Source organism: Ahniella affigens (genome assembly GCF_003015185.1).
GTDB classification, from domain to species: Bacteria; Pseudomonadota; Gammaproteobacteria; order Xanthomonadales; family Ahniellaceae; genus Ahniella; species Ahniella affigens.
This window is the reverse complement of sequence record NZ_CP027860.1, coordinates 2,268,678-2,282,801: the sequence shown is the minus strand read 5'-3', so window position 1 is coordinate 2,282,801 and position 14,124 is coordinate 2,268,678. Positions and strand designations below refer to the sequence as shown.

Annotated in this window: 10 protein-coding genes; 4 read left to right on the top strand and 6 right to left on the bottom strand. The window is 57.5% G+C overall.

Translation table 11 applies throughout. From position 1 onward, the window contains the following. Nucleotides 1–593 precede the first annotated feature (593 nt). Together C7S18_RS24930 and C7S18_RS08695 are read left to right on the top strand one after the other, a co-directional pair. Nucleotides 594–1,790: a DUF4272 domain-containing protein gene (locus C7S18_RS24930; RefSeq protein ID WP_240624012.1), complete on the top strand. Its 1,197-nt coding sequence runs from the start codon at nucleotides 594–596 to the stop codon at nucleotides 1,788–1,790. Nucleotides 1,791–1,976: 186 nt separating this feature from the next. Continuing rightward, nucleotides 1,977–4,004: a TPR end-of-group domain-containing protein gene (locus C7S18_RS08695; RefSeq protein WP_146151835.1), complete on the top strand. Its 2,028-nt coding sequence runs from the start codon at nucleotides 1,977–1,979 to the stop codon at nucleotides 4,002–4,004. Between the two features lie 180 nt (nucleotides 4,005–4,184). Here the strand turns inward: C7S18_RS08695 and C7S18_RS08690 are convergent, their stop codons facing one another. From C7S18_RS08690 to C7S18_RS08675, 4 genes are all read right to left on the bottom strand, one after another. Further along, nucleotides 4,185–5,003: a hypothetical protein gene (locus tag C7S18_RS08690; protein WP_106891188.1), complete on the bottom strand. Its 819-nt coding sequence runs from the start codon at nucleotides 5,001–5,003 to the stop codon at nucleotides 4,185–4,187. 166 nt (nucleotides 5,004–5,169) lie between these two features. After that, on the bottom strand, nucleotides 5,170–6,462 hold the full coding sequence (locus C7S18_RS08685) for a three-Cys-motif partner protein TcmP (RefSeq protein ID WP_106891187.1): 1,293 nt from the start codon (nucleotides 6,460–6,462) through the stop codon (nucleotides 5,170–5,172). Further along, nucleotides 6,459–7,223, bottom strand: coding sequence for a DUF5131 family protein (locus tag C7S18_RS08680; RefSeq protein ID WP_106891186.1), 765 nt, complete (start codon nucleotides 7,221–7,223; stop codon nucleotides 6,459–6,461). The genes C7S18_RS08685 and C7S18_RS08680 overlap by 4 nt, the downstream gene beginning before the upstream one ends. Nucleotides 7,224–7,275: 52 nt before the next feature. Then, the gene (locus C7S18_RS08675; RefSeq protein WP_106891185.1) at nucleotides 7,276–8,160 is read right to left on the bottom strand and encodes a DNA-binding protein; all 885 of its coding nucleotides are present in this window, start codon (nucleotides 8,158–8,160) and stop codon (nucleotides 7,276–7,278) included. A gap of 87 nt (nucleotides 8,161–8,247) precedes the next feature. Between C7S18_RS08675 and C7S18_RS08670 the strand changes: the two genes are divergently transcribed. Continuing rightward, nucleotides 8,248–9,366 (top strand): site-specific integrase, encoded by a 1,119-nt coding sequence (locus tag C7S18_RS08670; RefSeq protein WP_106891184.1) that lies wholly within the window; start codon nucleotides 8,248–8,250, stop codon nucleotides 9,364–9,366. Nucleotides 9,367–9,700: 334 nt separating this feature from the next. On the opposite strand, the gene C7S18_RS08665 is transcribed toward C7S18_RS08670, so the two are convergent. Further along, nucleotides 9,701–10,201 carry a hypothetical protein gene (locus C7S18_RS08665; protein WP_106891183.1) on the bottom strand — a complete coding sequence of 167 codons (501 nt, stop codon included), beginning with the start codon at nucleotides 10,199–10,201 and terminating at the stop codon, nucleotides 9,701–9,703. 733 nt (nucleotides 10,202–10,934) lie between these two features. Between C7S18_RS08665 and C7S18_RS08660 the strand changes: the two genes are divergently transcribed. Further along, nucleotides 10,935–13,070 (top strand): ATP-binding protein, encoded by a 2,136-nt coding sequence (locus C7S18_RS08660; RefSeq protein WP_106891182.1) that lies wholly within the window; start codon nucleotides 10,935–10,937, stop codon nucleotides 13,068–13,070. A 36-nt stretch (nucleotides 13,071–13,106) separates the two neighbouring features. Here the strand turns inward: C7S18_RS08660 and C7S18_RS08655 are convergent, their stop codons facing one another. Continuing rightward, nucleotides 13,107–14,069, bottom strand: coding sequence for a DNA cytosine methyltransferase (locus C7S18_RS08655; RefSeq protein WP_106891181.1), 963 nt, complete (start codon nucleotides 14,067–14,069; stop codon nucleotides 13,107–13,109). Nucleotides 14,070–14,124 lie beyond the last annotated feature (55 nt).

Genomic DNA, 14,124 nt, shown 5'->3' with positions numbered 1-14,124 from the left:
GAAGCAGGAGATAACGATTGGTTTCGAAATGACCGCTGAGGTGCCGCCTGATTCGGCGGACCAACTAAGCGACGATTCGAAGCTCCAGTCCAAGGATGCGGACTCACGCATATGACCACCCGCGTCAGACACGTCTACCGCTCGACCCGAGGCCCAGACGACCAATGGTCCGCCACCCTCTGGCGGAACCTTCCCAGTGCGCCAGATCGTTCAAGAGCCACAACCGATGGCTCGGTGTTCACTGCCGTCGATCCCGGTGGAACAAGGATTCTTCGCCCGGACGGGACGTTTCAGATGGCGCCGTGCGACAATGGCGGTGAGCCAGCGGTTACGAGTGTAGAACCATGAATATCCATGCTGATGCTGATTCCAACATCTCTGGTCGCCTCGGGGCAACAATGCAACAGAATCGTGTGACGCGCTCAATTGCTGGCATTCTCGCCACCCTGATACTCGTGTTCAGCGGCATATCAAGCGGTAGGGATACCCCTTCAGAAGTCCGAGCTGACGACTCCAAGCAAGCAGTGACCGAGCCGCTCCGACAGGATGAAGTAGCACATGATGCCAGCGACGCAGATGCAGGTTCCGCAACCATGACTGATCCAGCCGGTATGACCTCAGAACCCATCACGCTGTTCTCCCAGCAAGCTGATCCCATTGCGATCGCCGCCTGGCTCAAGGCCTTGCCGCATGAAGTCACTCTGGATGCTGACGCCAGTCGCTGGCGTCGCGCAACGATCACGATCCGCGGCTCGCAACCCGAGCAGACGTTGACCGTGACCCACGATCCGGATTGGTATGCGCCCGCCAATTTCGATAAGCAGCTTCGCGGTATGCAAGGCTTCTTTTCGATGTTCCCGGATGCGCCAGGAAAGGAACGCGCGTTAGCATTGATTCCTCATTTCCGGTTTGCGCTTGGATTTACCGAGAGTTCCACATTGGGCGCGGACGACCCGAGGATGGGGCTGATTCAAAGCCTGGCCCGATTGACCAATGGCGTGTTGTTCTCGCCGTCCGGACTCAGAGATGCCTCTGGACGAATGCTATTCGGTGCCGAACCCAGTGACCCGGAAGCCCAATGGCCATCCGTGCCGGCAAAGGCCATGATCGAACGCCGCGAGGCAATCGAAGAGGCAGCTGATCGAGCCACGCCGGAAGCGCTGGCGAGAAAGGCGAGATCGGATCAGCGACTGCGGGAGGAGGGCATTCCAGTGAATGCTAACTTGCCAGCGATTGAAGACGTCCGGCGGATCACGATTCGAAGCAAGACCGAGATTGCCTGGCGCGCGCTGGCGTTGCTGGTGGTGGCGGAGAAGGGCGCAGGCCTGGATCAGGAAACGGTCGATGAACTCGTGACGGACCTCGACCTGTCACCACACTTCACACCGAAGGAAACAGCATTTATCAACGATCCAAATCCGAGCCAAAACGATCGTGTGCAGTTTTCCTGGCGCTACGAAGCGGCCTGGACCTTGCTGTGGGCTTTGGGCTACGTCGAATCCTTGGGCAAACCAGACAAGATCTGCGATGTCCAGTATGCCACCAACCTGATCCGCGACCGCTCACCCAAAGCGTTCATCAACAAGGCCAATGTTCAGCCCATCGAGCGCATTGTCGAAGAAGCCGACCTGATCTACCGATACCATTGGGCAGTAGTGGATGCGCGCGTGAACCACAGGGAACCGCCGACCGGCCTCAATGCAAGCGTGACGCTTGAGCGCCACTACGCATTGAATTGGCTGATTGGGTACATGGACCAAGACTGGGATGATGTGTCGACGGATACTTGAGTTACTGGGAACCGGTAGCAACAACCGATAACGCTAGAGTAGGACTGCCGACAGATGGTTCCCAAACATCGGGCAGCAACGTTCGAGACTTGATCCAATGGGCATTTCAAGCGATGCTTGACTGATGCTGACTGCAGATAAGTGCGTCAGCATGCCGGTTGGCCGAGCATCAACTTGAGGGGCATCGTGGCAGACATCCCGTTTAGCGTGTTGAGTCTTGATGAGTTTATTGAACTCGTCGTGAGGCGTATCCAGAACCAGCGGTACTTGATGAATCCTGCATTCACGTTGGTCTTGGGATCTGGATTCAGCGTTCCCTTGTTCCCGACCGCATGGAAGATGGTGCGCGATGACATCGCGTGGTGGCAATTTTCGGACGAGAAAGGGCTGGCCTTTACTGACTATTGTCCAGAATCGTACAGGAATCAATTTGATCAGTTCAGTCGGGATCTCTGGAAATCGGTCAGTTCTTCGGTCCCCTCGGAGCTTCGTTGCCTGATCGATGCGAAGTCCGGGTTGCCCGACGACTCTGACGGCGACAATACCACTCGTGCGTACCAAGCGATCATGTCTGGACAGAGCGGGGGAGGACTCAACACGGCCGACCTGCGTCGCGACTACTTTAGAGCACTATGTAAGCGCGTAGAAAACCGGATCAATCTCGCCCATCTCTATCTCGGGTCGTTGCTGCATAGTCAATCTACTTCTGAATGGCGAGACCTCAAGCGCCGCCCATTCTGCCGGACGATCCTTACGACAAACTTCGATCCGTTGCTACAACGTGCCTTGCAATTGCACAATGTCCTGTACTTCATGACGGACCAACCGCATGGCGGCATTGCACCGCCGGAGGACGAAGATCAGGCCGTTCATCTCATTTACACCCATGGCAGCGTACACCGGCACCATCTCGCAAACAATTCGGGAGAGATCGCTGGCCTGGCGAATGTCAATGCAGGTGCTCTGTCCAGCTACTTGGGGCGGCAAGGTGTAATTGTCGTGGGTTACAGCGGCTGGAACGATACGACTTTCAACGCCATGCAACAGTGCCAGGATTTCCGTGGCAATCTGTATTGGTGCGGGCGGGAGCCCGCAGCGCAGGCCGCAGCTGGATTGAGAAGGGAAGTGAGGGAACTCCTTTCCAAGAATCGTAATGGTCGGTTCTATGTGGAGCTTGGCAGCGGCGGTGCAGACGCGCTGATGCAGCGCCTCCACGAGCGCCTCGTCGGCCAGGCACCAGCCATCGTCGCTAACCCGACAGGATTAATGATCAAGGAGTTGGAAAGTATTCAGTGGCCCGCCGAAAGTGAATCCATGTTTGCTGGCGTTAAGGGGATGGCCGACAACCAGATACAACGTTTGAGAGAACTAGAAGTGCCAAGTCAGTCGGCAGCAAATGACAAAACATCAAGTTCACCGACGCTCGATTGGGCATCACTGTTCGTAAAGACTGATCAAGATGTCTTGAAGCGGGACTTTGTTTCGGCGATCGCGCGGCTGACCGAGATTGTCGATGCATCGAGCTCATCTCCAATGCATAGGTCTCAAGCTTTGGTTTATCGCGGCTTTGTAAGGGGGCGGCTTGAACCGCCCGACCGGAAAAGCGCAATCTCGGACTACGATTTGGTTCTCAGCATGTCAGATGCACCGGTGAAGCAGCGCGCGCGTGCCCTGGTATACCGTGGGGCCGCGAAGAGCAACATGGAACCATCGGACCAAGTCGGTGCAATCGCTGATTTCAATACCGTATTGAGTATTCCCGATGCGCCAGCTGAGGAGCGCGCGCATGCCTTGGTGAACCGCGGCTTTGCTAAGTGTCGTTTGGATCCCCCCGACCGAATTGGTGCGATCGCGGACTACGATCTGGTGCTTAGCATGCCTGATGCGCCTGCGACGCATCGTGCGCGTGCGCTTTTCAACCGCGGCGTTACTAAGGATCGGATGGATCCGCCTGACCGAGTCGGAGCCTTTTCCGACTACAATTTGGTCCTCATTATGCCGGACGCTCCGGTTGTGCAACGGGCGAAGTCGATGTTCAACATCGCATGCGGATTTGCCAGGCAAGGTATCGTCGCGCAGACTGTCGAATGGCTTCAGCGAGTGATTCAGGAGAACGGTTCCGTTAGCAAGGAAAAGCTGGACCGGGATTCGGATTTTGATCTCGTGCGGGAGGAACCGGAGTTTGTTGCGTTTCGGGGTGGCCTCCCAGACTGACTTGTCAGCAATAGCAATGCGCAGAATGTATATTATGTCACTTGCGATATTACCGTACGGCCCATGGAATGTGTCGGGAATCCGCTAACTCTGTCGTCTGGCGTATCGGGCCGAAAAGTCCGCATACGCCGTCACTCTCAGGCGCCGGCACGCATACCCTGTCGCTCTCGGTCGTCAGGCCTAGCTCTTTGCCGCACCGATCGAGATCGGGCAAGTAATGCCCAACTCGCGCAGTTTGGCGCTGAGTGTGGCCATGCTCTCATTAACGACGAAAGGCCCCACCGTTACCTCTTGTATTGCTTTCCCCCAGTCAAACGGGATCTTGGCAAATTGGCCAGTCAACCGGGCATTGACTCGCGCCCATGGCTCGTCGAGATGATTGTACAGAAGGCGAACCTCGTCCTCGTTGGAAAGATCTTCGCTTAAGATCAGAAACGAAGCTGCGATGCCCTGTCCAAGGCTATCCAAGTGCTTTTGCCAGTCAGGGTCCCCGAAGTGCGCCTCGATTTCCTGCTCGGGCTGGTACCGCATTTTTCCGATCATGTGCTGCAAACTGTAGAACGGATTCTCGATACTCATTGCAGCGGCAAGGAGCTTATGAGGCGTCGATTGCAGACGTACTGAAGGCTGGCGACGCGAAAAGATGGCCCACTCATCTGGTTGATCGAGTTTTGATCGGGACCAACAAGAGCCGAAGACGCTGCCCACGACGCCGTTGAGCGTAAGTTCCTTGCCGGTAACCTCGTCCACAAACGAACGATCTAGGAGCGGGTTTTCCGTCGAATCTCCCCATCCCAGCTTGTCGATCTTGGTATGCGTCAAGCACTTGTCGCGAAGGTCTTCATATAGATGCTCGAGCCGCACGATCCGGTAGATTGGGGCATGCACGTCCACCTCGAAAGCATTGCGCTGGATATAAAGCTCCTTCATTTCCTGAGGCGAGGCTCCGAGGGAATCGGCCCGGATAATTTGGCCAACAATGTTGTCGTTGAATCGCATGGCACTCAAGAAGGTAGCGGAGTCAAAGCCTGCGAAACCAGCGTGCGAGCCTGTCCATCGTCGATCGGCCGACAGCGACTGTCGAGACTCATGTGCTCAACCTGTGTACGATGAACGCGTATCGAGACTGTCTCGTCCTGGAAGCCGGGCTCTGAGTCATCCGTCATTACGTCTGGCGTGGTGGCAACAGCCACAGTTGTTGTGAGGTTTCAACGACATCGTCGTCAGCCAAGCCATTGGCGCCTCGTCGAGTTGCCCCACTTACGGTGTGCAGTAACAGCTCGCGTCGCTTTGCAAGACCGAACACCGCTTGCTGCAACTGAGCGCGTTGCGCTGGCGTCTCATTCGCGGTCAATGCCACGAGATCTCCAAAACGCACCGGACCTCGCTGCGCGCTGAGCCAGCGCGGCAGGTCCTCGCACAAGGTTTGGATGGTCAGGTCGCTGGCGTGCGCGTCGAACCGGTTGTCGAAGGCGAGTTGACCATTGCTGCCCACGTAGCCCAGCATATTGAGGCCAGCGCCGCCCGGATGGTGGAGGTTATTGTTCTGCCAATGGATGCGCTTCATTTCTTCATTTGCGCGCAAATGCTGTGCCAAATGCAGCAGCCAGTATCCGCGTCGACTGTCGCGCGGCACAATGTAGAACGGCGTACGAAACGCCGCACCAGAAGCAGTCCGAATTTCGTCGGCGAGTAGCGTCTGGATCAAGCGCCGCCAGATTCGCGCTCCCTCATCGGTGTTGGCGTCCCGTAGGCCCAACAGCTGCGCGGTCGTGATGTGCGCACCGAATCCGGTCCTGCGCAGGGCCAGATCGAGCTTGTCGGCAGTGCGCTCAGACAAGAAGTTGATCAGGTTGTCGACCATCCAGGTGAGGAACACCTCGGCCGACGGGAGCGCATCGAAGATCGAGCGCACGCAGCTCAAGTCAACCTGGCTCCAGCCATATTGATCGAGTACGAACACGCTCCGACCACCACGCCGCTGCCGTTGCCTGATATCTGCGAGAATCGCGGGAAACATCGCCTCAAACGTGCCGTAATGCGTCGTCACCGTCGTATGGGGTGCGTGCGCCAGCGCATGCTCGGCAAGCACTCGGTTCAAGAAAGCATGATTCGTCTGTTTGGCTTCGACAAAGTGCAGTTGCGCATCGATGACATAAGGAGTGCGCACGCCGCGCTCGGCCCGATCCTGGGCCACGAGCGCGCGTGCCTCCTGTAGGGCCTGCAGCAGCACGAGCGGTGAACCGCCAACCTCCTCGCCCGACAACGCGCGATAAAGTCCACCGCCTGCAAATCCGTCGACGATTGTAACGCGGATGCCCTCACTGCGTGGCGAGAGCGCGAGGATCCGTAAGTAGTTGACCAGGTACGCACGCAGCACGTCGTGCTTGGCGCGGCTGTGATCTTCGAGGACCGGGAGCGGTCCATCGAACGACCAGCGGTAGCCGCCTTGGGTCATGCGCTAACGCCCGCCGTCGTATCGACAACAGTGACTGGCATGCCGTTCCACTGCTGACCATCCAGTTCACGACCGTTCGCCTTCTTCGAGCGACGCTGACCATCCGCGCCCCAGCCACCCCACTGCTTGAAGAAAAACGTCGCCCCCTGTGCTTCGCATTGGCGGCGAATGGCGCGCGCCCAGTCGGGGTGCATTGGGCGTGCCTCGGCGCCAGACTCGCCGCCCACGATCACCCAGTGGATGCCGTCGAGGTTCAATGGCCCGAGGTCCTCGAGCAGTGGTTCGCAGGAAAGGAAGCGAATTTGCGCCGGAATCGTACGCAGAAGGTCGATACGCGGCACGCCGTGGCGCCGATTCTCCACCGACACACCGAGCCAGACATTGTCCGGTACGGATCGTGTAGCGAAGTATGCGCCGAGCCGCGCTTCACGCTTGGTGAGAATCTGATAGCGGTGCTGGGGCGTTTCGCGAATGGTTTTCATGACCTGGTCAATAAAAGCATCTGGAATTCGCTCATGGAACAGATCGCTCATCGAGTTGACGAAGTAGATCGTGGGCTTCTTGCGCCGGCGCGGTTCGTCAAGGCGGTCTGGCAAGAGATTTAGCTTGAACCCCTGGCGGTAGGCGTCGACACCCATGCGCTGCAGGCGCTTGGCCAACGTCTCCGCATAACAGTGCTTGCAACCCGGCGAGACTTTGGTGCAGCCGATTGCCGGGTTCCAGGTTTGTTCGGTCCACTCGATCTTCGATGTCGTCGTCATGGCGATTCCTGATTAGGTTGAAGCATAGCCAAAGCTCGTCGCGCCGTCTGCTTCATGCACGGGTAGGGCTGCGTTTCGCTTTGGCCTGGGGCGTCCCTTGCGGTGTGGCATGTGGGGGGGCTTTGCGCGTCCGCGGCGCCGTCAGTCGAACGGTCAAGGCTTCAGCGCGGGCCTCCGCTGCGGCCAAGCGCTTCTGGGCGGCTTGCAGTGCGGATGAGGTGCTTTGCAAGTCCTTGGCGCTGATGTGGTGCGCGCGTTGGGCTGCAATGAGTTCGCGGCGTACGTTTTTGGCTTCCTCGCGAGCGCGATCAATCTCTATGTTGGCGCGATTCTCGACGGCTTGAATATGGCCCGTGAGGCGAGCGCGTTCGTCGTCAGCGGCCCTTCGTGCGGCATCTAGCGCGCTGCGCGTGTCCTCAAACATCGCCGTCTGCCGCGAGACCTCTGTGCGCAGCGTTGTCGCCTCACGTTCCAGCCCAATGATCTGCAGACGCTGGGTTTCGATCAACGCAGTCAGGTCGGTGAGCCGACAGGAGACTAGGCTGTGCGCATCGCGCGCGGACGCTGCTTCCTGCAATGCGCGATCACGCGCTTCCTCGGCCTGCTGCTGCGCTGTTCGTGCAGACGAAACCTGAGCGTCCAAAGTGCTCCGGTGTTCAGACAATCCCGCTTGCGCCGCGCGCTCGCCCTCGGCGCAAGCTGTTTGCCACACCGCGGCAAACGCGCGGGAGACTTCGGCGGGGAGGTCGGGCAGTTGTGCTTGGCCGGCCATGCGCTGGGCGAGCGCATTCCACCACGCATCGAGAAGTTGGCTCACGCGTGCTGGGCTGCCACGTCCAAGTTCTGCGCGCACGCGGTCGACGGTCGGACGTTCGCCGCGCGCCAGTACGCGATCGGCGGCCGCGAATACCTCGGTCTCAGGGACTCCGACTGTCATGCCCTACTCTCCCGCAAATTAGGTACGATAAGAAAATGTTATCCGATCTAATTAACGCAAAACAGTAAAATTATTACGGTGAACGTAATGAAAGATACCCCAGTTCCTTGCCCCGTGGACGCAATCCCGACGCTGGATCCGCACGGTTTCTCTAACGCTAGCCGGCGTGCCGTTGCTGAATTCGTTGCCGAAGGCACGCCTACTAACACAGCGCGCAGCTATGCGAGCGCACTGCGCTATTGGGCGGCCTGGATGCAAGGGCGCTATGCCCTCCCCTTCGGTAACCAGCCACTGCCGGTGCCGGTGGTCGTGCAGTTCATCCTCGACCACTTGCCGCGGCGCACGAAGCTCGGGTTGCAACATGAGTTACCGCCGGCGCTCGATGCCGCGCTGGTCGCAGACGGGGCCAAGGGCGGGATCGGAGCGCTGTCCTACAACACCGTGGCCCATCGTTTGGCCGTCCTTGCACGTTGGCACAAATCGCGAGGCTGGCCAGCCGCAACCGACGACGCCCGCGTTGCGACATTGTTGTCCAAAGCACGCTCGGCTCAAGTCCGCCGCGGTGTCACCGTGAGCAAGAAGACCGCGGCCGTGCGTGAGCCGCTCGAGGCGATGCTGGCAACTTGCACCGATGGCCTGTGCGGTCTCCGAGATCGGGCGCTGCTGTTGCTCACTTGGAGTGGCGGGGGGCGGCGGCGTTCGGAAGTTGCCAGTTTCCAGGTTGAAGATTTGCGACGCCTCGATGATATGACGTGGGTCTATGCGCTCGGGACCACCAAGACGGACGACAGCGGCACGCGCCGGGAGAAACCATTGCGCGGTCCCGTGATAAGTGCACTCCAGGTTTGGCTGACCGAGGCCAAGCTCACCGAGGGCCCCCTCTTCCGCCGGCTCCAGCGAGGTGGGCACATCGGAAAGCGCGGCATCACCGGCGACGAGGTGGCGCGAATCGTTAAGCGGCGCGCCGCGTTGGCCGGGCTGTCTGGCGACTGGGCTGCACATAGTTTGAGGTCGGGGTTTGTGACCGAAGCAGGTCGGCAAGGCGTGCCGCTTGGCGAGGTCATGGCGATGACCGAGCACCGCAGCGTAGCTACGGTCATCGGCTACTTCCAGGCTGGGTCGCTGCTCAGCAGTCGCAGCGCAACCCTATTGGGCACCTCGCCGAACGCCGAAGCACAGCAAACGCCCCCACCATTGCTAGACTGAATCTCGCCGCAAGAGTGCCCACTGGAGCATCAGAACGATCGCCTTAACCTTAGGGTCTGAATAGGTCCATCCTGAACTTTCAGAATCGGACTGACTCCGGCACGTGCCTGGACTCAGTAATCCAGAACCAATTACTTGCGTGCTTGATTCAGGGCGAGCCACCCATGGCACGCATCGCCTCTTAACTTGTACAGAGACTCTTTTGGCGTTGAAGATCATTCATGGCTGTCGGTCTATCGATTGCTCACAGTGGTTGCACCCAAAAAACGATGCCACCGGAGAAGTCGGGAGAAACTCCCGCGGCATCGCTTTTGTTTGGGTTCAAGCGAGCGGACTAAGGCTCAGATGTTACCGGCGTCACCGTCCAGCGCACGGCAACCCACTTGCCATTCTGCCACTCGTAGCGCGTGCACACCTGATAATAGTTGCCGCCCGACTCCACCACGCCGCAAACCTCCATAAAGGCCTTCATGGCGTCGGACTTCTGCAACAGAGTCTCTATGGCCGTCTCGGCATTGCGAGCGATGAAATTCTCGCCAGACATCGACTCGGCAAAGCCGGACGTCTCGCCAAACGATTCAGAGAGCGAAACCTTGTCCAACTTGACTTTAAACGTTTCCAGATTGTCGAGCAGCGCTGATGCCGAATCCACGGATTGTGGAAACGCTTTCATCGCCAGCTCGTTTGCAGCGGCGAGTTGCTTAGCATCGGTCTTGTTCGGAGACAGCATTTCAAACAATTCTTGAAAACTGTGGGCATCGGCCTTCACTGGCGCGGCCGCCGCAGAACCGACTTGACCCAAGATTATAGCTGCCAGCAACAGAATTTGCTTCATTGGTTTACCCTCCAAGTAACCGCGAATGCGGATTTGTTGCAATGTATATCTGGATCGCGAGCCTCCGTCAATTGATGGCCAATCCCCCGCAATGCCAGACCCAGGGACGCTTCGGGGCGGCTGGCATGACTTAATGGCGCGATCTTTGATGGACCGCGCATGCCGAGGTTCATCCGAGTATCGAGTCAAACCCCGGACCTGAACTGGCCGTGTATTTTGGCGTGAGATAAGTCTGCTTAAAGGAGTTTCCTACGAGTAAGACGAAGAAATGAAATGGCAACCGATACTAGACGAAGCGTCGTAGGCTTTCATCGCTGCACCTCGAGTCGAAAACGCGAAAAAGCACGACGAGCTTTATGCGGAAAGGAACGGTCCGACAGGTCCAAGCGGTCTAGCACTACGCGGATCGCTGGCCAGGTCAGTAACTGCAGTCCGAGCGCAGATTCCGAATCGGTTGGAACAGTCCAAAATGGCTTTGTCATGTCGAGTACCAAGTCTAAGCCGATCTGAATTCAATGATGGCTCTCAGGAACGCCATCTCAGAGATCATATATGCGCAGTGGCGGCAACAGCGCATACCCATGGCCCAGACGCACCAAGTTGTTCCAAGTCAAATAGTTGACCGAGGTGCTCTCGAACCTCCGAGTCCGTGGACAGCCAGCTAACCGCAGCGACGTCCGCCTTGTTCTGTTTGACACTTGTTGCCACACTAGCGTGGCTACTTGGAGGGCCTATGCCATTGTCTCGTCCCGACGCATTCACGATGAGTATTCAGGGTGGCATGCTGGAAGCATTGGGCATCAATATGTACACCACATTGGGAAAGTGTCTGGTGGAATTTGTCGCAAATGCCTATGACGCAGAGTCGCCTATTGTCGAGATTACTGTTCCCGTCGAAGACATTGCTGTGGCGAGAAAGCGTGTCCGAGATTCAGCCAAGTCGGCGTCCGAATCGGATACAGACCCTGCCGGCAATGACGTCGCGCATCACCGATCGCGTGTGCTGCTGATGGCCCTGCCGGAAGCAATCAAGGTCACGATTCGGGATAAGGGACATGGCATGACGCCTGCTCAGATCGAGCAGATTTTCCTGCCAATCAATCGAAAGCGACGACTGGACGCCGCCGGCCTGGAAACAAACGTCCGAACGGAAACCAGCAAGCGGTACGCGATGGGACGTAAAGGCCTGGGGAAGCTTGCGGGATTTGGTTCAGCCGAGTGCGTGACAATCGAGACCAAACGTGCGGGGCAAGACTTCGCCACCCGGTTCGAGATGCACTTTGCGAAGTTGGCGAAAGCGACTAACTTGACGGCTACCCAATTGCCCGCCCAATATATTGATGGCCTTCCGCCATCACTGCAGTACACCCAGGTCGAGCTCAGTGGGCTCAAGTGCGATGCGGTCAGGAACAATGTTGACAGCATCCGCAACACGATCGCAGAAGCGTTCTTCGGAATTCCGGCGACAGAGTTCGATATCAGGCTGAATGGTGAGCCCGTGGAATTGCCAGCCGCAGACTACGAGTTCATTCACCCGGTCGGTGGTGACGCTGAAGGCTTTTCGACGGCCACGGTATCTATTGACCTGATGGCACCGCTTGAATTCAAGTACCAAGTCAAATTTCGACGCATGGGCTCTCACTTGCCCGCAGCAAAACGCGGCGCTCGCATTTACTGCAATGGCCGCTTGGCCGCCGGACCGACCCTGCTTGACTTGCCGACCGGTATGCACAATTTCCATGCTCAGTCGTACATGGAGTGCATCGTCGTCGCGGACGACCTTGATCGATTTGGTGTAGACATCATCAACACGAATCGTACCAACCTCCGTCAGGACAGCGAATTGGTCGAGAAATTCCTGGGACTGATCACCGAAATCATGAAGGCAGCCATCGCGGCTCACTCCAAGTTTCGGGACAAACAGGCCGAAACCGAGATTGACTCCAACCCGAATTCTCAAATGCTTTCCAAGATTGCCGCGCAGCTCCCCTCACGAACGCGCTCGGCTACGAAGAAGCTGATCACGACAATGGCGGCCAGGCACGGTGTTGACAGTGAGGAATTCCGGACGATCGTACCCTTGGTACTGAATGCAGCCAACGCGACCGAAGTTCTCCTTCGATTGAGCGAGCTCGGTACCCACCCCGAAACGATTGGGCGTGTTGCAAAGGAGCTACGGGAATTGGCGGCGATTGAGAAGAGCGATGCGCTTAAACTCTATCGCGCCAGACGGGATGGAATCAGAGCATTGATCGCGCTCGAAATCGAGGGGGCCGAGCACTGGCGGAAAATTGGCTCAGAGAAACAACTTCACGAACTATTCAAAGCGCAGCCCTGGTTGGTTCGACCCGAGTGGATTCGCCCGATTGTCAGTGATATGGATATGAGCAAAGTCGTATCCAAGATTGCCCAGTGCCTGAGTATCGACTGCCATGCCGACGTCAGTAGCTCCATTCAAGACTTGAAGCGGCCTGATCTGGTGTTCTTACTCGGGACCGGTACCGACCCGCGAAATGTCGTAGTGGTCGAGCTGAAATCCCCGAGCCTGCCACTCGCCTATGAACATCTTGAACAGCTTAAGAGCTACCTCAGCAAGGTTAACGATTTCCTGGAAACCGAGTACCCCGGTAAACCAGTGTCTGTCACCGGGATACTCATTGGTGCGATGCCAGATTCCAATTCGCGCGCGGAAGGCAGCAAGCGCTTGCTTCGAGAGATCAAGAAGCGCGGCCCAAGCGAAGAATGGGAGGTCATTGGCTTGATCGACTTGATCGAGCGCGCCAGAGCGATTCACCTGGGTGCCATTGAAGCCCTTGAGCGTGATGAAAGGGACGACGAACAAGTCACACCTGGAACGGATGCTACATAGTTCGCGCCAGCGGACCGGGATATCTCGCTGCGGGACTTAGAACAAGTTCATGACCTGTTGCGCTATTGCCCGGCCCAGACCAAGCGGCACGCCGTTGCCAATCTGGCGCGTAATCGCTGTTCGGTGGCCATTGAGCACCCAGGAGTCTGGAATCTGTTGGAGGCGAGCGCCTTCCCGAAGCGAGATCACGCGACTTTCTGTTGGGTGCACATAACGACCCTTGGACGGATTCTGAAAGTCACAGCGCAGAGTGTTGGCGGGTGCGTTCAACTTCATGCGACCCCAGACGTCCGTCGCTTGACATCCGATCTTCCACCATGAGGGTGGACACAGTTCAGGGGAAGCCAAAAGTAGATCGCGACGGTCTCCATTCTCGGGAAGCAGCGCGAGTCGGTGTTTCATCAAGTCCGAGCCTTCCGGCCAAACATGCATCGGATCATTGCGTCGAAGCCTTTTGAAAACATGAGCAATTGTCGTCGCTTGGACAGGCTTGGGCGGTTCCGGAAGTCCGATTTTCGAAGCGATCGTGAATGATCGCCGTCGACGTTGCGGCACGCCAAAGTCAACTGCATCCAAAGTCCAAGTGGCGACTTCATACTGACGAGCCTCAAATGCGTCACGCATCAATTTCCATGACGGAGACGCCAAAAACGGAGGCACGTTTTCGACGACCACAACTTGTGCACGGCAGCGTTCTGCCCACTGCGGGACGACTAGGCACAGGCTATTCCGAACATCTTTCGGATCGCGTCGACCGAGCGTGCTAAACCCCTGACAAGGTGGGCCGGCGACGATAACGTCGCAAGCCGGGAAGACCTTTTGGCTCACAACCGAACCGGTCTTGATCTCGGTTCCGACGTTTCGGGCATAGGAACTCGCGGCCAAAGGGTCGAGCTCGATCGCAAACTTCAAATTCCCTCCTGCCTCATTGAACGCTTGGCTGAAGAGGCCCGCTCCTGCGAATAGGTCGCCAACTTTAATGGTCTTTCGCCGTGCCATACCCCGATACCTTCGTAGTTCCTTTTGACTAGTGTAACGTTACTGCATTTATGTT

Excerpts from the sequence above, each read along its gene's own strand:
- C7S18_RS08660 (WP_106891182.1), top strand. The coding sequence starts at position 10,935 with ATGCCATTGTCTCGTCCCGACGCATTCACGATGAGTATTCAGGGTGGC.
- C7S18_RS08665 (WP_106891183.1), bottom strand. The coding sequence starts at position 10,201 with ATGAAGCAAATTCTGTTGCTGGCAGCTATAATCTTGGGTCAAGTCGGT.
- C7S18_RS08655 (WP_106891181.1), bottom strand. The coding sequence starts at position 14,069 with ATGGCACGGCGAAAGACCATTAAAGTTGGCGACCTATTCGCAGGAGCG.
- C7S18_RS08690 (WP_106891188.1), bottom strand. The coding sequence starts at position 5,003 with ATGCGATTCAACGACAACATTGTTGGCCAAATTATCCGGGCCGATTCC.
- C7S18_RS08680 (WP_106891186.1), bottom strand. The coding sequence starts at position 7,223 with ATGACGACGACATCGAAGATCGAGTGGACCGAACAAACCTGGAACCCG.
- C7S18_RS08685 (WP_106891187.1), bottom strand. The coding sequence starts at position 6,462 with ATGACCCAAGGCGGCTACCGCTGGTCGTTCGATGGACCGCTCCCGGTC.
- C7S18_RS08670 (WP_106891184.1), top strand. The coding sequence starts at position 8,248 with ATGAAAGATACCCCAGTTCCTTGCCCCGTGGACGCAATCCCGACGCTG.
- C7S18_RS08675 (WP_106891185.1), bottom strand. The coding sequence starts at position 8,160 with ATGACAGTCGGAGTCCCTGAGACCGAGGTATTCGCGGCCGCCGATCGC.
- C7S18_RS24930 (WP_240624012.1), top strand. The coding sequence starts at position 594 with ATGACTGATCCAGCCGGTATGACCTCAGAACCCATCACGCTGTTCTCC.